The organism is Sorangiineae bacterium MSr11367 (genome assembly GCA_037157805.1).
In the GTDB taxonomy this organism is placed as follows: Bacteria; Myxococcota_A; Polyangia; order Polyangiales; family Polyangiaceae; genus Pendulispora; species Pendulispora rubella.
Map to the genome: position 1 here is coordinate 5712573 of CP089983.1, position 25953 is coordinate 5738525.

A 25953-nucleotide genomic window follows, 5' to 3' on the forward strand; every position below is an offset into this window, starting at 1 on the left:
TTAGAAGCTGACGGACAGAGATGCGCGACTTGATTTCAGCCAAGGTCGATCACCTATGAACGCACCGAAAGACCGCGCGCGCATCGTCGCCATTGGCACGCACATTCCGTCGCGCCGAATCTCGAACGTCGAACGGGCGCCTGCATTCAAAATAGACCCGACATTCCTCGAGAACAAAATCGGCGTACTGGAGCGATCCATCAAAGACGAATCGGAGGCCGCGAGCGACCTTTGCGTCAAGGCGTTCCACGACCTGACCGAGAAGACTCCCATCGATCTCGGCTCGATCAAGCTCGCGTGCGTGGTCACCCAGAATCCGGACCGCAGGGTCCCGCACACCGCCGCCATCGTTCATCAAAAGCTCGGACTCGAAAAGTCCTGCGCGACGTTCGACATTTCCCAAGGGTGCGCGGGCTATACGCACGGGCTCGCGATCACCACGGCCCTTCTCGAGACGCTGGCCCCGGGCAAAGCGCTGCTTTTCACCTGCGATCCTTATTCGACCATCGTGGACCCGAACGACAAAGGAACGGCGCTCATCTTCGGAGATGCGGCGTCCGTTTCGGTTCTCTCCAAGGACGAACCGGGGTACGCCCTGATCGATTCGGACTTCGGCACGGCCCCCAATAGCTACGAGTGCCTGATCCACGACGGCCAACGGCTGAACATGGATGGGCGCCAAGTCTTCTCTCATGCCGCCCGCGAGGTGCCGCAAAGCATCCAGCGCGTGCTCGAGCGAAATGGCCTCAGCACCCGCGAGGTCGACCGGTTTCTTCTGCACCCCGGGTCCAAATACATCATCGACTTTCTGCGCGGGGCGCTGGGGCTCGATGCGACGAAGGTCCCGTTCGAGATCGAGAGGTACGGCAACACCGTATCGTCGTCCATACCTATCTTGCTGAAGGAAAACCTGCGCCGGAACCGGGACGCAAGAGTCGTATTGAGCGGATTCGGGGTCGGTTTCTCGTGGGGAACCAATTTGATCGAGTTGCAACCATGATGGAGTCAACATGATTACGAGAGACGACATTCTTCGATTGTTCATCGCAGCCGAAATTCACGTCACCGGGTCCGAGCTGGACGATCACGCGCCCCTGGCGCAGCAAGGGCTGGACTCGCTCGATATGGCGAATCTGCTCTTTCAGCTAGAGCAGTCCTACCAATTCTCCATTTCTCCCACGGAGGCCAGCCGGCTGCGCACCCTTCAGGACATGATCGACTGCGCCAGCGCCCGTACGGCGGGTCGTGCCGCGAACGCGAGATGACCCCCACGACGACCGAAGCCTGGGTTTTGCGAAAAGGTGACGAGAGCAGGAGCTTTGACCCCTTGCGCCTCGAGACCTTCACCTTGCCGCCCATTTCCCCCGACGAGGTGCTCGTCCGGCCGATCTACGGCTGCTGGGAGGGAAATATGGATCACGCGCTGCGAAGGAGTCCGGTGGACATTTGCACCCTTCGCGGCGAAGACGCCGTCGTCATCGGCAATGCTGGCGTGGTTCGGGTCGTCGAGGTTGGCGAGAACGTATCGACCCTTCAGCCCGGCGATGACTGCATCGTCTTTTGCAACGGGACGTGGGATGCCCACGGATATCCCGTGCGCATTCTTGGTTACGACGCACCGGGAACGGTGGGCGTGCTCGCCAAGACGACCAAGATGCACCACCGGCAGCTCGTTCCCATCCCGAAGGAGTCGCGCGCTTCCTTGAAGCAATGGGCCGCCTTCTCCCTACGCTACGTGACGGCATGGGCCAACTGGCGCGTGGCGTACGCCTGCTGGAAATCGCAGATGGATGGCTCGCCGCCGAAGGACCAGTTCGTGTGTGCATGGGGTGGCGGCGTCGCGCTCGCCGAGCTCTCGCTCGCCCGGGCGATGGGCTGCTCGGTGGCCATGGTCACGTCGAAGGCAAGCCGGCTCGCGCTCCTGAGCGAGCTGGGAATCGACCCCATCGACCGCAGCGGATGGTCCGACGCGAGCTTCGAGAAGGAGTTCTTGAAAGCCGTCGAGGCGAAAAGCGGCGGCCTCGGGGTATCCATCTTCGTGGACAATCTCGGTATCGCGTACAAGACAGCGCTCAAAGCGCTGGCGCGGCAAGGGGTGATCACCACCTCGGGCTGGAAGCACGGCGCCACGTTTGCGAACTCGCGCGCCATGGAATGCATCGGCCGCCACATTCACGTGCATACGCATTACGCACGCTACGAAGAGGGCGTCGAGTCCGTCCGGTTTGCCCACGAGAACGGGTGGCTCCCGCCGGTTCCCGAGGAGGCATACCCTTGGGATCGGATTCCCGAACTGGCGGAAGAATATGCGCACGGGCGTCTTGATTCGTATTTTCCCATTTTTACCGTCAACGAGGACCTTCTCGAATGAGTACGAGATCCATCGCGTTCATGTTCCCCGGCCTCGGCGATCACCATGTCGGCATGGGGCTCGAGCTGTATCGCACGCTCCCCGTTTTCCGTGAGCAGATCGATCGCTGCGCCGCGTTCCTCGAGCCCGAACTCGGCGTCGATATCCGCACGCTCATGCATCCACAGAGTGCGCCGCCGCCGCTGCCAGCTAGCGCGGGCAAGAAGCTCGATCTTCGAAGGATGCTCGGGCGCGACGGCCGCGCACCGACCCCCGAGGAGAGCCGGCTCAATGAAACGCGGAATGCGCACCCCGCGCTCTTCGTCCTCGAATACGCACTGGCCAAGCAATGGCAAGCGTGGGGTGCAGAGCCGGAGGCCATGATCGGGTATAGCCTCGGGGAATACGTCGCCGCGTGCCTCGCGGGCGTGCTCTCGCTCGAAGACTCGCTCACCCTGGTGGCCCGGCGCGCGCTCCTGGTCGAGTCCCTCCCGGCGGGCGCCATGCTCGCGGTCATGCTCTCCGAAGCGCAGCTCGAGCCGCTTCTCGGCGGACACGTGTCGCTTTCGGCGGTCAATGGTCCGGAGTTTTGCGTCGCATCGGGCTCACCCGAGGCCGTGCAGGAACTTCAAACGCGCCTGCGCGATCGCGGTGCGGCGTTCCGGCGCGTCCAATCGTCGCATGCCTTCCACTCCAACATGATGGAGCCCATCGCCGGACGCGTCACCGATCTGGTGCGGGGATTCGCGCGTCACGCTCCGAAGATCCCCTACGTCTCCAACGTCACCGGCACATGGATTACGGCCGCGCAAGCCACGGATCCCGCCTACTGGGCCGCGCATCTCTGCCGCCCCGTGCGCTTCGCCGAGGGCCTCGGTGCGTTGACGTCGCAGGCCCTGCTCGAAGTCGGCCCCGGACAGACCTTGAGCAGCCTCGTCTCCCCCGCCCCGGCACGCATCGTCGTTCCTTCGATGCGCCACGCCTTGGATCCAGAGTCCGATACGTCGGTGCTCCAGAAGGCCACCGCGCGTCTCGACGGGCTCGAAAAGGAATCAACGGCGAAGCGGCCCTTCACGAAGACGGAGCAGGAGCTCGCCGCCATTTGGCAGGCTGTATTGAAATGCGAGGCCCCCGCCCTCGATGCACACTTTTTTCAATTGGGCGGCAACTCACTGCAGGCCACCCGGCTTCTCGATCGTCTCTCCAAAACCTTCCGCGTTCGACTCCCGCTCCGGCGCATCTACGAAGTGCCAACCCTCGAGCTCATGGCCGCGGCCCTCGACGCCCCGCGCAGTGGGTCGTTCCCCACTCGGTCGTCCGCCTCGCCCAAATCCGTGAATGGCTCGCTTTTCCGGCTGCCCAATGGCTTGTCGATCGCGCACCAGAACGAAGCCGAGACGCGGCATTTCTACGACGATATCTTCGCCCATCGGTCCTACGTCAAACACGGCATTCGAATCCCCGATGGCGGTTGCGTGCTCGACGTCGGAGGCAACATTGGCCTCTTTACGGTGTTTGCCCACACCGAAGCGAAGAACGTCCGCATCTTCACCTTCGAACCCGCACCACCGCTGTTCGAGATCATCCAGCGCAACGTCGCCCAACATGGGATCCGAGCCACCGTATTCAATGTTGGATTGTCCAATCTCGAGTGCGAAGCTCCGTTCACCTTCTATCCGCACAGCGCCGGCATGTCGTCGTTCCACCCGAACGAAGCGGAAGAACGGCACAACCTCCAGACCATCATCGAGAATCAACGCCGGAGTGGCGACGCCGCGGTGGACCAGATCGGCGAACACGCGAGCGAGCTTCTGGACGTGCGCTTTGCCGCCACGACCTTCGACGCTAAGCTGCGCCGATTGAGCGACGTCCTGCGCGAGCAGAACATCGAGCGCGTGGACCTGATGAAGGTCGACGTGCAAAAGTGCGAGCTCGAGGTCATCGAAGGCATCGACGATGCCGACTGGCCGAAATTCTCGCAGATCGTCCTCGAAGCCCACGACGAGGGCGGTCGCGTCGGCAAGCTCGTCGAACTGTTCGAGCGCCGCGGCTTCTCGGTGATCGCCGAGCAGGACGCACTGTACGTGGGAACCAACATTTTCAACATTTACGCCATTCGCAAAGGATCGTGATGGCCCCGACGCGCACATTGGAATTTACCTCCGTCGGCGTCGTGGGCGCCGGCGTCATGGGGGTCGGCGTCGCGCAAGACCTCGCACAGACGGGCCACCACGTGGTGCTGGTCGACATCTCCGACAACGTGCTCGAACGCGCCCGCAAAGAAATACGTAACGGGGTTCGTGCGTTCGCCCTTTTTGGCAAGTCGGCCCAGAAGGTCGACGTCAAAGAAGTGCTCAAGCGCATCACCTTTACCACCGACTACGCACGCTTGTCGGATGTCGACTTCGTCATCGAAAACGTGACGGAGAAGTGGCCCATCAAAAAAGAGGTCTACGAGCGCATCGATCCCATTTGCCGGCCGGAGGTGGTCTTCGCCGTCGATACGTCGGCCATATCCATCACCCGCGTCGCTTCCGTCACCAAACGCCCCTCGCAGGTCTTGGGTATGCACTTCATGAACCCGGTGCCACTCAAGCCCATGGTCGAGGTCATTCGCGGATTTCACACGACCCCGGAGACCATCGACACCGGCAAGCGGCTGCTCGCCGAGATGAACAAGGCGGCTGTCGTCGTGGAAGACGTTCCCGGATTCGTCTCCAACCGCGTCCTGATGCTGACCATCAACGAGGCGGTCTTCCTCGTGCAGGACCGCGTGGCCAGCGCGGCCGACGTCGACAAGATTTTCAAAGGCTGCTTCGAGCACAAAATGGGTCCGCTGGAGACGGCGGACCTCATTGGGCTCGATACCATTCTTTATTCGATCGAGGTTCTCTACGAGAGCTTCAACGACGACAAATATCGACCTTGTCCGCTCCTCAAGAAGATGGTGGACGCAGGCCTGCACGGCCGCAAATCCGGGCGCGGGTTTTACGATTACTCCTGAGGAAAGCCATGACGTCGGATGACCGCAAAACGAAGATCCGCAATTACTTGACCAAATTCTTCCCCGGGCACGAGCTCCGGGACGAGGACGATATCTTCAGTCTGGGATTCGTCAATTCGATGTTCGCCATTCAGCTCGTCAACTTCATCGAGCACGAGTTTGGCATCGAGATCGACAACGAGGACATGGAACTCGACAATTTTCGCTCGGTTCGGGCCCTGGTGGCCCTCGTGCAAAAGAAAGCCGCATGACGCTTTCCTTGACCCCAGCGCACGAGGCGGCACACGCCGAATTTCGCGGTTTCGTCGACGACCACATCGCGCCCTTCGCCGGCGATTGGCATCGCGCCCAGGCCACCCCGCCCGAGATCATCCGGCGGCTTTCCGAGCGTGGTTACCTGGGGCTGTCCATTCCCGCGAGCTTCGGCGGTGGAGGCAATGACGCGGTCACCCTGGGCCTTTTGGCCGCCGAGCTCGGGCGCGGCTGCTCGTCCTTGCGCAGCCTTCTCACGGTTCACACCATGGTGGCGCAAGCCGTTCTGCGCTGGGGAAGCCGCGCGCAGAAGGAAACGTGGCTTCCCCAGCTCGCCTCGGGGGCGCGAATCGGCGCGCTCGCGCTCTCCGAGCCGGACGTGGGAAGTGACGCCAAAAGCGTCACGACCACCATGCGAAGCGAGGGCGATGCCTTCATCGTCGACGGGCACAAGACGTGGATTACCTACGGGTCCGTGGCCGATCTCTTTCTCGTCTTCGGGCGCACCGAAGAAGGGCCCACCGCCTTGCTGGTCGAACGCGAACGGCCCGGCCTTCGCACGGATCCCATCATGGATCTCGTCGGCATCCGCGCCTCGATGACCGCGAGCGTGCGCCTCCAAGGCTGCCGCGTGCCCGCGGACAACATCGTGGGCCGGCGCGGGCTGGGCATCTCCCAAGTGGCCTCCATGGCGCTCGATTCGGGACGCTACACCGTCGCTTGGGGCTGCGTCGGCATCCAGCGGGCGTGCGTGGAAGCATGCATCGCGTACACCGGCCGGCGCGAGCAGTTCGGCGTGCTTCTCAAAGAGCATCAACTCGTACGCCAGAAGGTGACCGACATGTTCACCGATCTGCACGCCTCCGAGCTGCTCTGCATGGAGGCGGGCCGCCTGCGCGACGGCAAAGATCCCGCGGCCCTCGCCGCCACGTCGATGGCGAAATATTTCGCATCGACGGCGTCCGTGCGCACGGCCAACGACGCACTGCAGCTCCATGGCGCCAACGGCGCGGCGGGCGATTACCCGCTCCAGCGTTACTTGGGCGATGCGAAGATCATGGAAATCATCGAAGGAAGCTCACAAATTCAGCAAATCACCATCGCCGAGTATGCCTACCAAGAGCACGCTCGCAGCCATGGAATCCCCAGCGGAACGGACTCGTGGAGGAAGTGATGACGACCGGCGCGGCGGTGGAATCGAAAGCGCGGAATGACGAGAAGAAGACCGTCAAGTGTGTCGTGTGGGACCTCGACGACACCATCTGGGACGGCATTTTGCTCGAGGATGTGAACGTCCGGGTGCGCGAAGAAGCCATCCGCGTCATCCGCACCTTGGATGAACGTGGCATTCTGCACTCCATCGCCAGCCGCAACGATCCGGCGACGGCCATGGCCAAACTGCGCGAGCTCGGCTTGGCGGAGTATTTTCTGTATCCGCAGATCCATTGGGGAAGCAAATCGACCTCCATTCAGGAAATTGCCAAGGCCCTGAACTTCGGAATCGATGCCATCGCCTTCGTCGACGACCAGCCCTTCGAGCGCGACGAGGTGAGCTTCGCCCACCCCCAGGTCCGGTGCATCGACGCCGCCGACGTGGCCAAAATGGCCGATCTTCCTGAAATGAATCCGCGATTCGTGACCGACGACTCGCGCGTGCGGCGCAAGATGTACCAGGCGGACATCGAACGTAAAACCGTGGAGGATGCCCACCAGGGCAGCCCGGACGAATTCCTCGCCTCGCTGGACATGCAATTCGTCATTGCCAGCGCCCAGGAAGAAGATTTGAAACGCGCCGAAGAGCTCACCGTGCGCACCAACCAACTCAACGCAACGGGCTACACCTATTCGTACGACGAATTGGCCGCATTTCGGCAATCAACGAATCACGACTTGCTCATCGCAAGCTTGACCGACAAATACGGAACTTACGGAAAGATTGGACTCGCCCTGCTCGAGAAAACCGCCGCGGTGTGGACGCTCAAATTGCTCTTGATGTCCTGCCGGGTGATGTCCCGCGGCGTGGGCACCGTCCTCTTGAACCACATCATCGAACGGGCGCGAGATGCCGGCGCCCTCTTACGCGCCGAGTTCGTCGCCACCAACCGCAATCGGCAAATGTACATCACCTACAAATTCGCGGGCTTTCGCGAAGTGGATCGTAACGGGAATCGTTCTATTTTGGAAAACGACTTTTCCAATGTGCAAAAATTCCCATCTTACATCGACGTCGAGATTCAGACTTGAAACGTCTTCCTCGCGCTTGCGAGACATCGCCGCCCGGCTCGACGGGAAACACCCGCCGAGCCTCGCAAGCCGAAAGGTCGACGCGAGATACCTCGAGCTTGCGCCGAACCTCCTTCTCTTCCTTGACCGCTCGTCGATCGCACTCGTGACCAGCCACCGAGCACGCCGCCACTAGCGACGCGGAGCCTGTGTCGAATCTGTATGGTGACGGAGGCAAACCAGGCCATCCAGGACACGAACAGCAACCTTCGTGCCCTTCATCACACACCACGGTCCGCGGGGGGAGATCACGCGCACATCGTAGTGCCCAGGGACGGAATCGAACCGCCGACACGGGGATTTTCAGTCCCCTGCTCTACCAACTGAGCTACCTGGGCTCCGGGCTGCGATTCATGCCCGAGCGTGGGACCCCTTGTCAACGAGATCGCGCAGCGACCCAAACATTTTCGAGGCGGGGTCGGGCGTCAGGCGGGTGGCGAGCTCTCGAGCTGCATCAGGAGCTCGGTGACGCCGTCGGAGCCCGTGGTGGGGGCGCCGACGGGGCGAAAGCCGGCCTTTTCCAGGACGCGGATGGAGCCGATGTTTTGGACGGCCACGAAGGCGTGCAGGGGGCGGGTCCGCTCGTGGTGGGCCACGAAGTCGGCCAGGGCGGCGGAGGCGAGGCCTCGGCCCCAGTGGGCGCTGCCCAGCCAGTAGCCGACCAGGCGCATGCCCTCCCCGTCCCAACTCGTGATGTTGCCGACCACCACGCCGCCGACCTCGATGACCTTCTTGGTGTTGGCGGGGTTGGCCAGGATCCTGTCCCGCCAGTGCACCATGAACGCCTCGCGCTCGCGCCCGGGAAACTGCGCCATGCGCTGCGCCTCCGGCTCGCGTTGGTGTTCGAACAGGGTGGGTAGGTCGTCCTCCGTCACATCGCGCAGGATCATCCCACTTCAATAACCATCGCGCGGGACGAAGGCATCTCGGACTTCTCGATTCCGTGAATTTTTCGCCTGCAGCGGCTAATCCTCACGTCGATGAAAAAGAAGAAGGTCGGGGAGAACCCCGCGTTCGAGCTGCCCCCCGTCAAAAGCTCGGGCATGCGGGAGCTTCATTCGCTCGACGGCGCGCTGCTGCTCATGCACTTCGGCTTTCGCGGCCTGGTCGCCGAGGCCGACCTTTTTCTGCAGCACCACGGCCTGTCGCGGGTGCATCACCGCGTGCTCTACGCGATCGCCCGCAGCGAAAGCCTGTCCGTCGGCGCGCTGCTGGAGCTTCTCGGCGTCAGCAAGCAGGCGCTGCACAAACCGCTCAAACAGCTTCAGGACGAAGGCTATGTCGTTGCGCAGAGAGACCCCGCGCAACATCGCAGCAAGATCCTGCGGCTCACCGCGAAGGGCGCGCGCATCGAGAATGCCGCGTCGAAACGCGAACGAAAGGCCATTGGCGAAGCCCTGAAGGTCGTCAAACCGAGCCATCGCCGCGCATGGTTCGAGATCATGGCCGTGCTGGCCCGCCGCGCGTAGCCTTTCGCCCTGCCATCCTCAGGTCAATCATATTGACCTGAGAGCGCACGGTGCTAATTTGCGCCGAGGATGCACGCTTTCCTCTTCAACACCGTCCTCGGGTTGAACGCGCTCTGGTTCGGCATTGCCTTCGGCTCCTTTTCCCTGCGGCCGCTGCCTGCGGCCAAGTTGCTCGTCCCGCCGCATACGCGCTCATCACCGCTGTTCGAGATCGTCGCCGCATCGCTCCGCTTCCTCGGGGGGATGAACCTGGCGATGGCCCTGTTCGCGGTCCTTCTCCTGCTCTTCGGACACCTGTTTCCCCTGCCCGTTCAGCGCGCGCTGTTCGCCGCCGTCTTTGCGATGGGGCATGGGACACAATTTGCCGGCAACGTCCCCATCGCGCTCGGTCGAAGCTCGCTTTGGCCCGTGTGGCGCGGCCCCATGCGGCTCATTTTCGCCGTGGACTTCACCCTGATGGCCGCCAATGCGGCCGTATGCATTCTACACCTTTTACGCCCCGTGCCCTGACGGCACCGCGTACACGATCTCGTGGGCCTCGGTGCCGTCGGGCACCTCCCAGCGATCCATCATGGCTCGAATGACCCGCTCGGGAACGACGGCGTCGCGGGAGCGATTCTGCGACCAGAGCGCCTCGCGCGGCGCCTCGACGTACACGATGGTGATTCGCGCATGGTAATCGGCCAACAGCGACAACAACGGCGCGCGAAAACGCCGCGAGATGTTCGTCGCATTCCATACGAACCGCTCACCGCGCCGCAAATGCTCCTTGGCACGCTCGCGCGCGGTTTGAACCACCTGGCCCTGATTGTCGGAGTGATCGATATCGAGCTCTTCGCGCAATCCATCCAAGGATACGACGGGCCAATTCGGGAAATGCGTTTTAACGTACGTGTCTTTGCCCGAGCCCGGAAGGCCCGACATGACCACCACATTCACCTTGGTGTCGTCCCACGCTTCCACGTCGGGATGGCGGCCCTCGGAATGAAAGAACGTATAGCGCGTGTGCGGAGACGCGAACGTGCGCGGGCCATTGAAACAGCCTTCGTCGCGGCAATATTCGCGGTACAAATCGATATTGTCCAAAATGCGTTGCAAGTCCTGGCACACCCGCCCACGGATGTCCGCCTCGGCCACCAACGAGAGCAGATCGCAGCGGGCCACGAGACTTATTTCGGCGGCCATGCGGCGCGCGTCCTCGCGTTCGATGAGATAAAAGGGAATCTGATGATAACGAATCAGGCCGCACACCCTTTCGCGGAGGCCGAACGGCTCGCCGAGCTCCCATAGGATCTTTCGAGCCATGAGCTCACCGCGACGGGAATGCCCTTTGGCCGTCACGCGCCCGTCGTCCTCGGTGCGTGTGGTGGCCGGCTTGGCCACGTCGTGCAGAAGGCACGCGAGGTACACCGCGCGGCGGTCTTCCTCGGGCAACTCGCGCCAAGACGTCATCCCCGCGAGCGTCTCCAACACCATGCGCGTGTGAATCCACACGTTGCCCTCGGCGTGGTGAATCGGATCCTGCGGACAAGCTTCCAGCGCACGCACCCAGGGAAAAACCTGCAGCGCGTCCCACGGCACGCGGTAATCGGGTGCTTGGGGAAGATCGATGGGAACCATGCCGTCTCTATAGCGCCAGCCTGCGCACCGGGCGAATCCACGGGCGCGATCTGCTACCGTTCCGGGCCGTGTCTTCCAAGTATCCGCGCTCATTTCACCTCCCCTGGTCGCCCGGGGGCACGTCGGACGACAAACGTCTGCGCGACGTCTCCGGTTTGCTCGGCGTCGAATTGGTGGTGACCGAGAAATGCGATGGCAGCAACCTCACGTACACGCGCCATAGCGTCTTTTCGCGCTCGCACGCGGGCCCGCCTTCGCACCCGAGCTTCGACCTGGCCAAGGCCACGCACGCGCGATTGAGCTATTTGATTTCCGAGGGCACCTCCATCTTTTGCGAATACTGTTACGCTGTGCACTCGATCGAATACGAGGCACTCCCCAACCATTCCCTGGTTTTCGGCGTTCGCGACGACGAAGCCGGCATCTGGTGGGAATGGGACATGGTGGCAACCCAAGCGGCCGATCTCGGCCTTCCCACAGTGCCCGTTCTCTTCCGCGGCGCGGTCGAAACCGAGCGCCAGCTCCAGGAGCTCACCGGCGACTTGGCAGCCCAGCCCTCCACCTTCGGCGGCACGCGCGAGGGCGTGGTCGTCCGCCGCGCCGCCTCCTTCGCCAACACGGATTTCCCTCGGAATCTCGCCAAGTGGGTCCGCAAGGACCACGTCACCACCGACGAACACTGGATGCACCAGGGCATCACGCCCCAGCGCCTCCGCCACTAGAGTCCTTCGAAGAGGAGATGCTGCCCCACCCGGCAGCGCTCTCCGGTGTTCTCCATGTCCTCATTTCGCGCTGCTGCCCGCCCCAAAGCGGGTGCTCATGCCATGCTTCCCCGATTCATCGCACACCGCCCCTTCCGCATGGCATTCCGCGCCCGCAGGGGCGGGCCCCCCGGGTCGCATTGAAAGCGCCAACGTCGCGGCCGGAGGGGGATTCATGGATTCGCAATTCGCGAATCGCGAATCGCGAATCGCGAATCGCGAATCGCGAATCGCGAATGGCCCGTAACCCCCTTTATCCCTCAGCCATCACGTCACGAGCATGGGGCATCACGTCACGAGCATGGATCGCTTTCTCGTGATATCACGGGACGCCGATACGAATTTCGCGACGTCGCGACGGGCGAAATCGCACTATCGTTGCCACGATGCCCCTCCTCGTTCCGTACCATCTCGACGAGCACTTGGCCGATTTCGACTGGCCCGCCGAGGCCACGCGCACGGTCACGCGCCCCGAAAGCCCGCCCGGCGCCACGACGTGGGAGCCGCTCCGTGCGCTCTATGAGCAGGTGGCCTCCGCGGTCGCGCAAGAGACCGGGCGAACTGCGGTCGTCGCGGGCGACTGCATGGCCTCCCTTGGCATCGTCGCGGGCTTGCAACGCCGCGGCCTCGACCCGAGCGTCGTTTGGTTCGACGCACACGGGGACGTGCAAACCCTAGAGACCAGCACCTCGGGCTACCTGGCGGGGATGCCGCTCCGCATGCTAGCCGGCTATGGGCGCCCCTACCTCGCAGACCCGTTGGGCCTGCGCACCGTGCGCGAAAGCCGCATCCGCCTCGTCGGCGCCCGCGATCTCGATCCGCCCGAGGTCACCTACCTCGCAAACTCGGAAATCCGGCGCTGCACCGTGGAAGACCTCGACGAAGCGCAGCTCCCCGACGGCCCCATCTACCTGCACCTCGACGTCGACGTCATCGATCCCGGCGACCTCCCCGGGCTGACGTTTCCCGCCAACGACGGCCCCTCGCTCACCGCCGTGCGGTCTGCGCTTCGTCGCGTCCTCGCCACGGGGCGCACGGCCGCCGTCTGCATCGCCTGCAACTGGCACCGCCACCGCGGCGCCGGCACCATCTTGCGCGAGCTCGCGAGCGAACTGCTCGCGTAGCGTAACGCGTTCGCGGGGCTCGACATCGGGGCGTTCGGCTCTACGGACAATACGTATCCGTATTGTCGAGGAGAACCATGTCCACTAGCCGAACGAATCTGGAGCTCAAAAATCCCGCCGGCCTCTACGATCCGACCCCCAATGGCTATTCGCATTTGGCGCTGGTTGCGCCCAACGCGCGCCTCGTGTTCGTCGCCGGTCAGGGCGGCGAGAACGCGGAAGGAAAACTCGAACCCGATTTTCAGCGGCAGGTGCGCCAAGCGCTCGACAACGTGCGCACGGCCTTGGCGGCTGCGGGCGCAGCCCCACGCGACGTGGCCAAGCTCACCGTGTTGATCGTCGACCATACCGAGGACAAACTGCACATTTTGGGCGCCGAGTTGGATCGCGTGTGGGAAGCTCACATGAAACCGACCTGCACCTTGATCCCCGTTCCGAGGCTCGCGCTCGAGGGAATGCTCTTCGAGGTGGAGGCCACCGCCGTTCTGCGCACCGAGGAATCCTCATGAAACGCGAAGACTTCGATGTACCGGGCATCTACGCGCACCCCGGTTTCAAGCGTGTCGTCACCGTGCAAGGCGATGTGAAGTTCGTATTCATCGCCGGCCAAACGCCGTCCGACGAGAATTACAAGTGCGTCGCCGCCGGCGACTACCGCGGGCAGTACCTGCAGGTGATGAACAACCTCGACATTCAACTCAAGGCAGCCGGCGCCACCTGGGACGACGTCGTGTTTCGCCGCACCTTCGTGCGCGACGTCGACGAGTTTCTCAAAGTCTTCCACGATCCCGAGCTGCCCAAGTACGGCGACGGCCGCCCGCCGAGCACCTTGATCGGTGTCACGCGACTCTCGCAACCCGGATTCCTCATCGAGATCGACCTCATGGCCGTCGTCGATCCTGCCGCTAAGGCGGCGCGCAGCGAGTGAGCAGCATCTCCACCGACTCGAGGCGGCCGCTTCCGCTCTTTGGAAAGGGGCTCGTGGGGGCCGCCAGCTGTGCGCGCACGCGGTCGATGCGTGCGCGATCGCCGAGGGCACACGCGCACTGGGCCATCGACCGCAGCGTCTCCCGGTGGATGCGGACCGTGGGCGGCCCCGCAGCAAGGGCGCGATCGAGGTAGGCCAGGGCCTCCTCGTGCCAGCCGCGCTGCGCGAGGTTCTTGCCGAGGATGTAATCGGCAAGGGCATCGTGCGTACGCTCCGACCAGGCGCCGATTCTCGCACCCGCGAGCAGCGGCTCCGGAGACCGCGTCTTCGTGCCGAGCAGGAACGTGGCCATCGGCTCGCGGGCCGCAGGCTCGTGCGCGGCAAGCGCCTTCACCTCCAGAGTCCGCGCCAGATCTTCGTCGACGGTGCGCGAAGCAAGAGCCCGATAGCGATCGGACGCGGCGTCGTAGGCGCCGGAGAGAAAGTCCCAGTCGGCGACGGCCTCCTCGGCGCGATCGCGAAAGGTCCGCGGCGTCGCCGGATCGGCGGCCATGCGCTCCAACGCCGCACGCCCCTCACCGCGATGGGCCGGCTCCCGAAGCTCGAGCAGCCCGCGCCCGTAGCGCGCCGAGTACGATTCGGGATCGCGACGGAGCACGTCGTCGTAGAGCTCCCGGGCCCGTTCCTCGCGGTGGGAGTCTCGGCAGGCGTCGGCCTCGTGGAGCAGTGCGTCGACGACGTGGGGGCACCGGCGGCCGAAAATGGCCGGCCGATCGAACTTGGCCTTGGCGTACGCCTGCGTCTCCGGCGCCAAAGGAACGGCGGCCAACGACGCGCGGAACTCGTCGTCGAGCGCATCCCACCCTTTGCCCACCGCATCCTCGACACGCGCCCCGCCGTAAATGGCGCGCACCTTGTCGACGCCGTAGCGCTGCATCATCCAGCGGATGAAGGCGCCCGCAACGGTGTAGCTTTTGGCCGCCGATTGCCCGAGAAAATCGATGGAAAACACCGCCCGCGCCCGCGGCAAAATGCCGAGATCCAGCATGGCGTGCGCCCAGCTCTCGTCGGTGAGCTCGTCCTCGTCGGGCGATGCGGCGACGGCGACGCCCTCGATCAACCCGGGATTCGGCCAGAGGCCACCCCACGCACCGGCGATGCGAAAGGGCCCGCGGCCGAAGCTTCCCGCAATGACGTGGGCGATCTCGTGCCCGAGCACGGGGTGCGGGTATCCGTGCATCTGCAGATAAACTTCGTGCCGCCAGGGTTTGGCGATGTACGTGTCCCCTGCCCCCATGAGGCGCTTTTTCTCGCCGGCATCCCGAAAGAAGAACGCCGTGATGCGCTCCGGCCCGCGCGCGCCCAGCGTGTGCTCCACACTGGCGATTTGCTCCTCGCAGTCCTTGAGCACGAGCAGCGCCTCCTCCTCGCGAAGGTCGTCCGGATAGACGGCGTCGCAGCGCGGCCCGCTCTTTTTGTCACCGAGCTCGCGCGCGATGGTGGCCGGCGTCTGCCAGTGCCCCAGCTCGGGACCGAACGCCGTCACCGCCACGCTCGCGGCCAATGCCAGCGCCCCACACGCGGCCCGCGCGATGCTCGTGCCATCCTTCGCAGCCCAGGCCAGCGATCCATCGTCGTTTCGCGCGAGCAGCGATGCGCCGAACAGCGCGGCCGTGAGGCTCGCCAGGCTGCCCAGCCGGTACGTGAGCAGCGCGGCCCCCGAGTCGATGACCGTGTCGTACAGCGTGCCGCTGAAGTACCCGACGAACGGATCGAAGGCGAACACCATGGGCGAGGCGTAGAAGCGCCACAGGCTCACCACCACGCCCGAAAGGGGCCCCGCGAGGGCCGCCACCACCACGACCCCGCTGCGCGAGCGCGTTCGCGTCACCTCCGCCGCGCACGCGCCCCACACGCCACCGAGCACCGCCCCGATGGCCGCCGTCAGAACGAAGCCCAAGGTCCCGCGTGCCGCATCGCAAAAGCCGACACGCAAGCCATGCACGATGGCCGTTGCCCAGGCAATGAGTGCGAGCCCGAGGCCACTGGCCACCCCCCGCACGGCCGCCTGTACGGGCGGGGGCCGCCACCGCCTCGACTCGAGCGCCGTCGCGATGGCGGCCGCGTTGGGCACGAGGATGCCGCTGGCCAGGGCATGCTCGTACCCTGGCCCGCCGAACAGCGGCAAAAAGCCCACCGCGAAGAGCAGCACCGCCACCACGGCGGCCGCCATGCGCTGCGGGCGCGAACGCCAGATCGACGGCATCGCCGCGCAGTTACACCGCGTGGACGCCGTCGTCGCCTTCGGGCGGCGGGGTGCTCGGAGTCTCGGGCGGTGCGGCCACCGGGGGCTCCAGCACCAGGGGCAGAATCTCGTCCACCCGCTTCACCAAGTGGATATGCAACTCGGCCAGCACGTCCTTCGGCACATCGTCCAGATCGCGCTCGTTGCGCGCCGGGATGAGCACCTCTTTCATGCCCGCGCGGTGCGCCGCGAGGAGCTTCTCCTTGATGCCGCCGACGGGCAGCACGTTCCCGCGCAGCGTGATCTCGCCGGTCATGGCCACATCGCGCTTCACCGGGCAATGCAGAAGCAGCGACGCCACCGCGGAAAACATGGTGATTCCCGCGCTGGGCCCGTCCTTCGGCGTCCCGCCCTTCGGCACGTGCAAGTGCAGATCGATCGAGCGCAGGAACTCCTGCTCCAGCCCGAGCGACGACGCCTTGCTGCGCACGAACGTCACCGCGGCGGTGGCCGACTCCTGCATCACCGCCTTCAGGTTGCCCGTGACCACCACCGATCCCTTGCCGGGCATGCGCGTCGCCTCGATGAAGAGCACGTCGCCCCCCGACGGCGTCCATGCGAGCCCCGTCGCCACACCCGGGACGAGCTGATCCTCCGCCGTTTCCCGCGAGTAGCGGGGTGCGCCGAGCACCTTCTCGACCATTTCGGTCGTCGCCACCTCGTGCACGTCCTCGCCCTCGGCCAGGCGCATGGCCACGTGGCGGCACACCGCACCAATCTCGCGCTCGAGCCCGCGAACTCCGGCCTCGCGCGTGTAGTTGTCGACGATGGTCTCGATACCTGGCTCGGTGAACTCGAGCCGCTCGGGCGTCAGCCCGTGCGCGGAGAGTTGCTTCGGCGCCAAGAACTCACGCGCGATGCTGCGCTTCTCCATGCGCGTGTAGCCGGGCACCTCGATGACCTCGAGGCGGTCCCAGAGCGGCGCCGGAATGGTGTCCGGGTTGTTCGCCGTCGCCAGGAAGGTGATCTGCGAAAGGTCGAACGGCGTGTCCAGGTAATGATCCTGGAAGGTCCCATTCTGTGCCGGATCGAGCACCTCGAGCAGGGCCGCCGCCGGATCGCCCATCATGTCGACGCCAAGCTTGTCGACCTCGTCGAGCACGAACACGGGGTTGCGCACGCCGACCTTCTTCAAGCCTTGCACGATGCGGCCCGGGAGCGCACCCACGTAGGTGCGCCGGTGCCCGCGGATCTCCGCCTCGTCGCGCACGCCGCCGAGCGCAATGCGGTGGTAGCGGCGCCCCATCGAGCGCGCGATGGACCGACCCAGCGACGTCTTGCCCACGCCGGGCGGGCCGATGAAGCAGAGGATCGGCCCCTTCTTGTCGGCCCGCAGCTTGCGCACGGCGATGTACTCGACGATGCGCTTCTTCACCTTTTCCAGGCCGAAGTGATCTTCGTCGAGGCAGCGGCGCACGTCCGCCACGTCGAGCTTGTCGTGCGTGGTCTTGTTCCACGGCATGTCCGCCAGCCACTCGAGGTAGCTGCGGGTGACGTTGTACTCGGCCGACTGCTGCTGCATGCCTGCGAGCCGCGACAGCTGCTTTTTCGCGATCTTTTGCGCGTCTTCCGAAAGCTGGGCCAGGCGCAGCCGCTCGCGCAGCTCCTCCACCTCGTCGTCTTCCCCGCCCTCGCCGAGCTCCTCTTTGATGCTCTTCATCTGCTGGCGCAGGATGAGCTCGCGCTGGGATTTGCCCTCGTCGGCCACCATCGTCGAGATCTCGCGGCGCACCCGCAGAAGCTCGAGCTGCTTGCCCACGATGGCCGCGACGGCCCGCACGCGCGCCTTCGCGTCGAAGGTCTCCAAGATGCGCTGCTTGTCCGCCACCGTGGCCTGCTCGGCCGCGAGGTTCGAGGCGATCAAGTCGGCCAGGGCGCCGCTTTCGCGCACGTTGTCCAAAATGCCCGCCGTCTCTTTGGGCAGGTTGGGCATGAGCGCCAGGGCCTCGCGCATCGATTCGCGCAGGCTCGCGCCCAAGGCGTCGAGCTCCACGTCGCGCTCGAGGTTCTCGGGGATGCGGCGGATGCGCGCCCGCATGTACGGCTCGAGCCCCAGCGGGGCGACCATCTTCAGCCGCGACACCCCATGAAGCACGACGGAGTAGTTGCTCGGTCCCAAGCGAATGACCTTCACCACGCGGGCGACCGTACCGACGTCGTACAGGTCGCCGAACGCGGGCTCGTCGACCTCGGCGTCGCGCTGGCTGACGATGCCGACGACCGCGCGCTCTTGGCCGAGCAGATCCTCGACGAGTCGCACGCTTCGCGCACGCCCCACGTTGATGGGAACCACGCTCGCTGGGAACACGACACTGTTCCTCAGCGGCAGAATCGGGACCATTTCGCCTTCGCTCGAACGCGTTTCGCTCACACTCTGGTGATACCGCGAATCGAGGATCTTAGCGACAAACGTAACGAACGGAAAAGCGCGAGGCGATGACAGTGGAGGCCGGTCGTGGTACTCCTTCGCGCCAATGCGGACGAAGTCCCGTTTCTTGGCCATGGTTGCGTGGGCGGCGGCTGTCTCGGCCCTCACGGCTTGTGGTGCGGGCCAAGCCGAAGACCCGGAAAGCGCCCTGCGCGGGTACGCCCGCGCCCTCGAAGAAGGCCGCTCCGACGACGCCTACCGCATGCTGAGCGATGAAGCACGGCGCGGCATCTCGCCCGACGCCTTCCGCCGCATGCTGAAGGACAGCCCGGAAGAGGTGCGCGAAATCGGTCGGGCGCTGCAACGCCCCACCGCCCCGCCGGTGGTTACGGCCGTGGTAACGAGCCCGTCGGGCCAGGAGCTGGAGCTGGTCCTCGAAAAGGGCAAGTGGAAGGTCGAGTCCAACGCCATCGACCTTTACGCACAAGACACGCCCCGCCACGCGGTGCAAGGCTTCGTGCGCGCGCTCGAGCGGCGGCGCTACGACGTCATCTTGCGCTACGTGCCCGACGGCCACAAAGAGGGGCTTGACGGCGCCAAGCTGAAACAGGCCTGGGAGGGCTACGACAAGGAAGAGATGGCCCAGCTCATTGCCGCCCTCCGGCAAGCGCTCCCGGCCGCGTCCATCGAAGAGGCGGGCGACCGAGCGACCATGCCCTACGGGGCAGGCACCATGCAGCTCGTGCGCGAGCACGGGCTCTGGAAAATCGAGGACTTCGACTGAGGACGCACGGAAATTGACTGATCGGCGGGGATGACCCGTCCAACGCGGCGAATAGGCTGCCCCTGGAGAGTCCATGCGATACGAATTGAATATTGGCCGTAGGTGCGTCGTCGCGTTTGCTGGGGTCGTTGCCCTGGTTGCGACCACGGGATGTCAAGCGTCTTTCAAGGCAACCACCGGAGGCAGCGGGCAACCCTCGAATTACAACCCGCCGCCTTCGTACAACGAGCCGCCCCAGGAGGGTGGTCGCGGTCCGCGCCGTGCGCCCATGCCGGGTTACGGCGGGCCGACGACGAACAACCCGCCGCCGTACAATCCGCCTCCGTACAACCCCGGGCCGCAGGCGCCGCGCTACACCTTGCCGGGCGGCGACTCGGTGCCCATCGCCACCTCGGGCAACGCGTTTGGCAACGGCCAGGCATCGGCCGATTCGCTGCGCGGCTTCGTCTACGCCCTCCCGGTGGGGACCTCTCGCCTTCCCGATCTCTCGAGCATGCGCCCCATCGGCGTCCTCTACACGCGCTCGATCGACGTCCCGAGCCGCAGTTTCCGCGACGGCTTCCCCGGCATCGACAACACGCGCAACGAGTGGTTCGCCATCCGCTACGAGGGCACGTTCACCGTCGCCCGCACCGGGAATTACAGCTTCCGAATGCTCTCGGACGACGGCTCGAACCTGTACATCGACGACGTGAAGCAGCTCGACAACGACGGCCTCCACGGCGTCGGCGGTGGTGCGCGCAACATGAACCTCAATGCCGGCACGCACCGGATCCGGCTCGACTATTTCCAAGGCGGCGTCGGCGGTGCGGCGCTGCAACTCTTCGTCGCGGCGCCCTCGAGCCCCGAGCGCGCCTTTACGACGAGCCTTTAGGCAGCGTGATATCCGGCGGCCGCACGTAGAGCGGCTCGATTTGCGAAGGCTGCGAAGGCTCCGATTCCGTCGATGGCGCGCGTTGCCCGGCGATGCGCGCAATCGATGCGGCGTGCGGCACGTCGTGGGGGGCCTCGTTCACGAGGCGAACGGAGGCCCCGCCCCAATCGACGAGCGGGCCTCCGCTTCCCACGATGAGCAGCGGCCCCGCGCCCCCCACGAGCTCCACGATGCGCGCCGCCGCCGTGGCCTGCGGCAGGTGCAACGGCTCGGCGTCGCCCCATTGGACGAAGACCTCGCCGTGCATCGCCGGAAGCACGCTCACCGCGGTTTCGTCCGGCGCGATGTCGAGCCCCCAGCGCACCGCCTCGAACGACGTGACCGCGACGATTTCGCGCCCGGTCCCTAGTGCGATCCCCTTCACCGTCGCCACACCGATGCGCGTGCCGGTGAACGAACCGGGCCCGATGCCCACGGCCCACCGCTCGACGTCCCGCGGCGTCCAGCCCGCGTGCTGCATGGCCTCATCCATGGCCAAGAGCAGCGATTCGCCATGGGCATTCGAGAGCCGTCGCTCCGAGGTGAAGACGATGCGCTCCCCTTCGAGCAGCGCCACCGACCCGAGGGCGGTGGAGGTATCGACGGCCACGATGCGCATGCCCACCGTCAAAGCTGGGCGAAGCGGCCGCTGCGAAACGCCGCCTCCAGCAATTGATCCACGCGCGCGGTGAGCTCGCGGGCACGCGGATCGGGCGACTGCCCGAGGGCGACCTTGATCTCGTTGAGCGCTTTCAGCTGGCTGAAGAGCTGCACGTCGCCGAGGCCCGCGCTGCCGGTGAGCACTTGGCGAATGCGGTCGATCTCCCCGGCGAGCGCCTCGATGCCGATGCCCATGGCCCCGACCCGTTTGAGGTTCGGGTGGTCGCGGTAGTGCGCCTCCAGCACGGGCGTCACGATGCCTTCGAGGATCGCCGCCTGGTCCTGGTTGTTCCAGATGTGCTTGAGCACGAAGAAATCCGACGCGTCGGCCTGCTGCCGCCCATCGAGAAACGCGCTCGCGACGAACAACTTGAGGATCTTCACCACGCGGCGATCGGAAAGGGTGATGCCCTCGGCGCGGATCTGGAAGACCAAGCCTTTGTACGCCGAGAGAAACTCCTCGGAAAACTGCAGATTGCGCGCGAACGTGCGATGGAACTGGGCCATCTCCTGCGCACTGGCCAAAGGCTGAATGGGCGCGTCGGCGTAGGCCTCGTTGCGGATGCCCTTCTCGAGCAAATCTTGGAAGTGGTACGCGTCGAGGTTGTCGCTGCGGATGCGCAGGATGAACCGATCGAAGATCGCGGTGAGCGTCTCGTCGGTGGGCACCTCGTTCGAGGCGCCGAAGCACGAGAGCAGCGGGCAGCGCAGCACAGTGCCGCCGCTGGTGTAGCGCCGCTCGTTCAGCAACGTGAGCAGGGCGTTGAGGATCGCCGAATTCGACTTGAACACCTCGTCGAGAAAGACGATCTCGGCGCGCGGAAGCATGCCATCAATGCGCCGCTCGTAGCGGCCTTCCCGGAAGGCGGCGATGTCGACCGGACCGAAAATCTCGTTCGGCTCGGTGAAGCGCGTGAGCAGGTACTCGAAGTAGTTCGCGTGAATGAGCCGCGCGAACATGCGGATCAACGCGCTCTTCGCGGTGCCGGGCGGGCCGACCAACACGGCATGCTCACCCGCCAGCGTCGAAATCAGGAGAAGCCGGATGACCTCTTCCTTGCCGAGGAAAAATCCTTCGAGCGTACGAGCGATTTGGGCGAGACGAACGTGAAGGGACTGGTTCTCGAGGGCGGCCGCCATGCGTGTGGGAAGCGGGCGTTCACCCGCCGGTAGGTTGGCAGAGTACCAGGGTTCTTCCTGATGGGGAGCCCCGATGACACGCCGTCCAATTGCGGCCCTCTCGCGCGGTCCGATTGCACGCCCCGAAACGGCCTGGGACATCGGGATCCCATGGATATCCCGTGCTCCATACAAATCGCGATCGAAGTTCCGTAGAGTTCGTCGAAGATGCGCTCGCCGATCGTTCCCCGTCGCTATGGTTTTGCTGGGTTGGTTCTCTTGGCAGGTTGGCTCCTGCTCATCCCGGGTGCGGGGGCGTGCTCCTCCGAAAACAACGACTGCACCGAGCTCCAGTGCATCAACAACGTGACGTTGCGTCTTCGTGTCACCTTGCCCGCGGACCAGATGACGGGAACGTCACTCCAAGTGTGCCGCAACGGCTCATGCAGCGAGGGCAAGGTGGACGCCGTGCCCACCGTCCGCGGAGAGAAGCGCACGGTGCTCCTCGCGGGCGGCGTTCCGAACGACACCACGCTCGATGTGGCGGAGGCGGGCCAATCGTACTCGGTGGAGGCCATCATCCCCATCGACGACTTCCAGGTCGACAAGGCCAACGACAAGTACGAGCTTCGCGTCCGACGCGGCAGCACCGAGGTCAAAGGCCTCTCCGAGCGCGCCAACTACCAAGAGACGCACCCAAACGGCGAAAACTGCCCCTCGGTCTGCACGAACGCAACCATCGGCACCCTCTAAGCCCTCCCAGAAATTCACAGGAAGACGGGAAGACGGGAAGGCCGGAGTTTTTTTGTATTTTTGAGCAGCGATCTTTTTCCGAAGGTACTGCTCCAACAACAAAAAATCTTCCCGTCTTCCCGTCTTCCTGTGACTCTCTCTCTTAGCTTTTGAGTGCTGCGAGAGGTGAGATCCGCGAGGCGCGGTAAGCGGGGAAGAAGCCGCCGACGAGGCCCATGAGCGCGGCAAATACGACGGCCTTCACCAGGATTTCCGTGGTCGGTGAGAAGGTGAAGACGAGCTCGGACCACGTGGCGTAGTTGATCATCGAGATTTTCACGCGCGAGAGGCACGTCGAGAGAAGCACACCGACGGCGCCGCCTGCGGCGGTCAGGGTCATCGCCTCGACGAGGAAGCCGGCGAGGATCTGCCGCTTGGGGAATCCGAGGGCGCGCAAGGTGCCGATCTCGCGCTCGCGGTTGGCCACCGCGGCATGCATCGTCATGGTGGCGCCCAACATGGCGCCCAGCGAAAAGAAGACTCCGATCAATGTGCCCATGACCCGTAAGAACAAGCTGAGGCCTTCGGACTGGTGCTCGAGAAACACCGGCTCCTCGATGGCATCCAGCGCGAGCCGCTTGTCGTGCTCCACCGCCGATTCGAAGGCCGCGAACTGCGACTTGTCGGTCAGACGCACGTGCACCGACGACACGGTGGCCGTACGCCCGAAGGCCGCAGAAAGCACCGCGCGATCGATCCACACCTCCGACTCCGAGGCGTGTCCGCGATCCTCGAAGACGCCGACGATGGTGACCGGGCGGTTTTTCCTCAGCTCGAACGACTTCCCGAGATCGAGCCCCTCGAAGCGCCCGCGCAGGCGCGCACCGATGATCGCCTCGTCGGTGCCCGGTCGCGGCTTCTGCCCTTCGACGATGACGAGATCCGAGCGAAGCGCATACGACGGCGGATCCACACCGCGCAGGGTCACATTGCTCATCCCCGCGGCCCCCACCTTGGGCACGGCGGCCACCACCACCGTTTCCGCGGCACCGAGCGGCGCACCGCCCTCGCTTTTCACACCGGGCGCGGAGAGAAGGAGCCCGAGAACCTGCGCGTCGAAGCTGCTGTTCAACTCCGCATCGCTCCCCTTTCGGAGCACGACCGCCGTATCGTCCCTTCCCCCTTCGCCCAGCGTCTTGGTCACGCCGGCCGCAAGCATCCACGATGCGGCGAACACCAACGTGGCCAGGGCCACACCGAGCGCCGTGGCCACCGCGGTGGTCTTGCGCGCGAACAAACTACGAAGATTGTACTTGGCAATGAGCATGGTCAGCTCCTCTAAGCCACGCGCCGGAGCGCTTCGGTGACACGCAAACGTGACGCGCGGATCGCCGGTTGGAGCGACGCGCAGAGGCCCAGCGCGATGGCAACGACCAGCGCCATGGCGAGGGTGCTGCCGTCGACCCGGAAGACGGGGAAGAACTGGGTCATGTTCTCCTCGAAGAACCTCCCCACACCGCGGTCGACGACCAGGTACGAGAGCACGAGACCGACCAGCCCCCCGAGAAAGCCGATCAGCGCCGCCTCGCCGGCCACGATGAAGGCGATGTGGCGCGGCTTGAAGCCCACCGCTTTGAGCGCAGCATACTCGCCCGTTCGCTCGCGGGTGCTCATGCCCACGGCGTTGGCCAGAATGAGCCCCATGATGGCCAGAATGACCAGCGAAAGCACGCTGAGCACGTCGAGCACGGAGGAGATCATGCCGACGAAGCCCGTGTTGAAGGTCCGCTCGTCCTGACTCACCGTCTGCACGTCGCGCTCGCCGAAGATGCGGTCCAGCGCCACACTGGCCTTGACCGCGCCGTCGGGATCCGTGGTGCGGCTGGTGATCCAGCCGATCATGTTGCGCTGCTCGGGCCGCAAGGTGTCGTCGAGTCGCTGCCAGTGAAAGAGGAACGTCTGCTGCCCGACGTGTGCTGGCGCGGTGTAGAGGCCCGAGACGGTAAACGTCCACCCTGCCCCTTCCGGCGCGGGATACAGCGGACTTTCCAGGTTGATGCGGTCGCCCACCTTCCAGCCGAACTTGTCGGCCAGGCCTTTTCCGACGATGGCCCCCGAGCGATCCTTCAGGAACGCGTCGTACTCGTCCTTGGGCACGTGAACGTCGTCGTAGACATCGAAGTACGTCTTGCCGTCGACGGCGATGCTGGCAAAAAAGTCGTTCGGGTGGTTCGGTTCGCGGCCGCCGAACCAGTTGGCGTAGGTCACCGCGCGCACGAGAGGCCGGCCGTCGGGGCCTTTGGCATGGGCGACGTCCTCGGCGTAGCGCTTGGGCAGCGGCAAAACGAAGGTAACCTTGTGCCGGGTCATCAGGCGATCCTTCTGCGCGAACTCCTGCGCCACCGTCCACGAGCGCAGCGCCGTGCGCAGGGTGATGAAGGTCATCACCGCGATGGCCGCGCCGAGGACGGTCAGGCCGAGACGAACCTTGTTGCGGAACACGTTCCGCACGACCAAGTGCCCGAGGTTCATATCAACGCTCCCTTGTCGAGGCGGCGGATGACCGATGCGCGCTCGGCGGCCGTGGGATCGTGGGTGACCATGACGATGGTCTTGCCCATCTCGCGGTAAAGCTTCTCGAAGATCTCGAGCACCTCGTTGGCGCTCTGCCGATCGAGATCGCCTGTGGGCTCGTCGGCGATGATGACCAGGGGATCGTTGACGATGGCGCGCGCAATGGCCACGCGCTGCTCCTGCCCTCCGGAGAGCTGACGCGGGTAGTGGTCCATGCGCTGCTCGAGCCCTACGATTTTCAGCGCCGTCTGCGCACGCTTGCGCCGCTCGGACGAAGGGAGCGACGTGAGGAGCAGCGGCAGCTCGACGTTCTCCAGCGCCGTGAGCACGGGCAGCAGGTTGTACGCCTGAAAGATGATGCCCAGGGTCTGCGCGCGCCACTCGGAGAGTTCGGCGTCGCTCAATTGGTCGAGGCGCACGCCGGCGACTTCCAAGGTGCCGCGCGTGGGGCGATCCAGGCCGCCGATGAGGTTGAGCAAGGTGGTCTTGCCCGAGCCCGACGGGCCCATGAGGGCTTCGAAGGCGCCTTGGCCGACGTCCAGATCGAGATCGCTCAGGATGCGCAAGGTCTCGCCTCCACGCTGGTACTCCTTGGCGACGCCGCGCAGTTGGATGACCGGAGGGCCGTCGGCAAAGGGTGCGATGCGCACCGAGTTGGCGGCCTTCGGCTGCGCGTTGTTCATTCGTTGTCGTTCGAGTTCCAGTTC

General features: G+C 64.8%; 26 protein-coding genes and 1 tRNA gene. 17 read left to right on the forward strand and 10 right to left on the reverse strand.

The features are described from left to right. Positions 1–55: 55 nt before the first annotated feature. The 8 genes from LVJ94_21650 (at position 56) to LVJ94_21685 (ending at position 7850) form a co-directional block, all read left to right on the forward strand. Positions 56–1000 carry a ketoacyl-ACP synthase III gene (locus LVJ94_21650; protein WXB09823.1) on the forward strand — a complete coding sequence of 315 codons (945 nt, stop codon included), beginning with the start codon at positions 56–58 and terminating at the stop codon, positions 998–1000. A 10-nt stretch (positions 1001–1010) separates the two neighbouring features. After that, complete coding sequence (locus LVJ94_21655) at positions 1011–1265, forward strand: acyl carrier protein (protein ID WXB09824.1); 255 nt, start codon at positions 1011–1013, stop codon at positions 1263–1265. Between the two features lie 62 nt (positions 1266–1327). Continuing rightward, positions 1328–2371: a zinc-binding dehydrogenase gene (locus tag LVJ94_21660; protein ID WXB09825.1), complete on the forward strand. Its 1044-nt coding sequence runs from the start codon at positions 1328–1330 to the stop codon at positions 2369–2371. Continuing rightward, positions 2368–4482, forward strand: coding sequence for an FkbM family methyltransferase (locus LVJ94_21665; protein ID WXB09826.1), 2115 nt, complete (start codon positions 2368–2370; stop codon positions 4480–4482). Before LVJ94_21660 ends, LVJ94_21665 begins: the two co-directional genes overlap by 4 nt. Next, on the forward strand, positions 4482–5354 hold the full coding sequence (locus LVJ94_21670) for a 3-hydroxyacyl-CoA dehydrogenase NAD-binding domain-containing protein (protein ID WXB09827.1): 873 nt from the start codon (positions 4482–4484) through the stop codon (positions 5352–5354). Before LVJ94_21665 ends, LVJ94_21670 begins: the two co-directional genes overlap by 1 nt. A gap of 8 nt (positions 5355–5362) precedes the next feature. Next, positions 5363–5605: a phosphopantetheine-binding protein gene (locus tag LVJ94_21675; GenBank protein WXB09828.1), complete on the forward strand. Its 243-nt coding sequence runs from the start codon at positions 5363–5365 to the stop codon at positions 5603–5605. After that, a complete protein-coding gene (locus LVJ94_21680; GenBank protein WXB09829.1) occupies positions 5602–6780 on the forward strand; it encodes an acyl-CoA dehydrogenase family protein in 1179 nt (392 codons plus the stop codon). The genes LVJ94_21675 and LVJ94_21680 overlap by 4 nt, the downstream gene beginning before the upstream one ends. Then, on the forward strand, positions 6780–7850 hold the full coding sequence (locus LVJ94_21685; GenBank protein WXB09830.1) for an HAD-IIIC family phosphatase: 1071 nt from the start codon (positions 6780–6782) through the stop codon (positions 7848–7850). Before LVJ94_21680 ends, LVJ94_21685 begins: the two co-directional genes overlap by 1 nt. A 304-nt stretch (positions 7851–8154) precedes the next feature. Here LVJ94_21685 and LVJ94_21690 read toward each other — a convergent pair. Beyond that, positions 8155–8227, reverse strand: a tRNA-Phe gene (locus LVJ94_21690). An 87-nt stretch (positions 8228–8314) separates the two neighbouring features. Further along, positions 8315–8779 carry a GNAT family N-acetyltransferase gene (locus LVJ94_21695; GenBank protein ID WXB09831.1) on the reverse strand — a complete coding sequence of 155 codons (465 nt, stop codon included), beginning with the start codon at positions 8777–8779 and terminating at the stop codon, positions 8315–8317. Positions 8780–8869: 90 nt separating this feature from the next. Here LVJ94_21695 and LVJ94_21700 point away from each other — a divergent pair, with 90 nt between their 5' ends. Next, a complete protein-coding gene (locus LVJ94_21700; GenBank protein WXB09832.1) occupies positions 8870–9358 on the forward strand; it encodes a MarR family transcriptional regulator in 489 nt (162 codons plus the stop codon). Positions 9359–9427: 69 nt separating this feature from the next. Continuing rightward, positions 9428–9868 carry a hypothetical protein gene (locus tag LVJ94_21705; GenBank protein ID WXB09833.1) on the forward strand — a complete coding sequence of 147 codons (441 nt, stop codon included), beginning with the start codon at positions 9428–9430 and terminating at the stop codon, positions 9866–9868. Here the strand turns inward: LVJ94_21705 and LVJ94_21710 are convergent. After that, positions 9851–10978 carry an AAA family ATPase gene (locus tag LVJ94_21710; GenBank protein ID WXB09834.1) on the reverse strand — a complete coding sequence of 376 codons (1128 nt, stop codon included), beginning with the start codon at positions 10976–10978 and terminating at the stop codon, positions 9851–9853. The two genes, LVJ94_21705 and LVJ94_21710, sit on opposite strands and share 18 nt — an antisense overlap. Positions 10979–11046: 68 nt before the next feature. On the opposite strand from LVJ94_21710, the gene LVJ94_21715 reads away from it, so the two are divergent. From LVJ94_21715 to LVJ94_21730, 4 genes are all read left to right on the forward strand, one after another. Next, positions 11047–11700 carry an RNA ligase family protein gene (locus tag LVJ94_21715; protein WXB09835.1) on the forward strand — a complete coding sequence of 218 codons (654 nt, stop codon included), beginning with the start codon at positions 11047–11049 and terminating at the stop codon, positions 11698–11700. 425 nt (positions 11701–12125) lie between these two features. Beyond that, complete coding sequence (locus LVJ94_21720) at positions 12126–12863, forward strand: arginase family protein (GenBank protein WXB09836.1); 738 nt, start codon at positions 12126–12128, stop codon at positions 12861–12863. 77 nt (positions 12864–12940) lie between these two features. Beyond that, a complete protein-coding gene (locus LVJ94_21725; protein ID WXB09837.1) occupies positions 12941–13372 on the forward strand; it encodes a RidA family protein in 432 nt (143 codons plus the stop codon). Then, complete coding sequence (locus LVJ94_21730) at positions 13369–13791, forward strand: RidA family protein (protein WXB09838.1); 423 nt, start codon at positions 13369–13371, stop codon at positions 13789–13791. The genes LVJ94_21725 and LVJ94_21730 overlap by 4 nt, the downstream gene beginning before the upstream one ends. Here LVJ94_21730 and LVJ94_21735 read toward each other — a convergent pair. Together LVJ94_21735 and lon are read right to left on the reverse strand one after the other, a co-directional pair. Next, entirely contained in the window at positions 13769–16057 is a 2289-nt protein-coding gene (locus LVJ94_21735; protein ID WXB09839.1) for a hypothetical protein, read from the reverse strand. The two genes, LVJ94_21730 and LVJ94_21735, sit on opposite strands and share 23 nt — an antisense overlap. A 10-nt stretch (positions 16058–16067) precedes the next feature. Beyond that, positions 16068–18404: an endopeptidase La gene (lon, locus tag LVJ94_21740; GenBank protein WXB09840.1), complete on the reverse strand. Its 2337-nt coding sequence runs from the start codon at positions 18402–18404 to the stop codon at positions 16068–16070. Between the two features lie 166 nt (positions 18405–18570). Here lon and LVJ94_21745 point away from each other — a divergent pair, with 166 nt between their 5' ends. Next, positions 18571–19248, forward strand: a complete 678-nt coding sequence (locus LVJ94_21745; protein ID WXB09841.1) for a hypothetical protein — start codon at positions 18571–18573, stop codon at positions 19246–19248. Between the two features lie 73 nt (positions 19249–19321). Further along, the gene (locus LVJ94_21750) at positions 19322–20122 is read left to right on the forward strand and encodes a PA14 domain-containing protein (protein WXB09842.1); all 801 of its coding nucleotides are present in this window, start codon (positions 19322–19324) and stop codon (positions 20120–20122) included. On the opposite strand, the gene tsaB is transcribed toward LVJ94_21750, so the two are convergent. Together tsaB and LVJ94_21760 are read right to left on the reverse strand one after the other, a co-directional pair. Continuing rightward, a complete protein-coding gene (gene tsaB, locus LVJ94_21755; protein WXB10741.1) occupies positions 20106–20780 on the reverse strand; it encodes a tRNA (adenosine(37)-N6)-threonylcarbamoyltransferase complex dimerization subunit type 1 TsaB in 675 nt (224 codons plus the stop codon). The two genes, LVJ94_21750 and tsaB, sit on opposite strands and share 17 nt — an antisense overlap. Positions 20781–20788: 8 nt before the next feature. Beyond that, complete coding sequence (locus LVJ94_21760; protein WXB09843.1) at positions 20789–21961, reverse strand: AAA family ATPase; 1173 nt, start codon at positions 21959–21961, stop codon at positions 20789–20791. A gap of 207 nt (positions 21962–22168) precedes the next feature. On the opposite strand from LVJ94_21760, the gene LVJ94_21765 reads away from it, so the two are divergent. Then, positions 22169–22693: a hypothetical protein gene (locus LVJ94_21765; GenBank protein ID WXB09844.1), complete on the forward strand. Its 525-nt coding sequence runs from the start codon at positions 22169–22171 to the stop codon at positions 22691–22693. Between the two features lie 142 nt (positions 22694–22835). On the opposite strand, the gene LVJ94_21770 is transcribed toward LVJ94_21765, so the two are convergent. The 3 genes from LVJ94_21770 to LVJ94_21780 are packed head-to-tail and all read right to left on the reverse strand — an operon-like array spanning position 22836 to position 25929. Then, positions 22836–23999: an ABC transporter permease gene (locus LVJ94_21770; protein ID WXB09845.1), complete on the reverse strand. Its 1164-nt coding sequence runs from the start codon at positions 23997–23999 to the stop codon at positions 22836–22838. 11 nt (positions 24000–24010) lie between these two features. Further along, a complete protein-coding gene (locus LVJ94_21775; GenBank protein WXB09846.1) occupies positions 24011–25204 on the reverse strand; it encodes an FtsX-like permease family protein in 1194 nt (397 codons plus the stop codon). Beyond that, a complete protein-coding gene (locus tag LVJ94_21780) occupies positions 25201–25929 on the reverse strand; it encodes an ABC transporter ATP-binding protein (protein WXB09847.1) in 729 nt (242 codons plus the stop codon). The genes LVJ94_21775 and LVJ94_21780 overlap by 4 nt, the downstream gene beginning before the upstream one ends. Positions 25930–25953 lie beyond the last annotated feature (24 nt).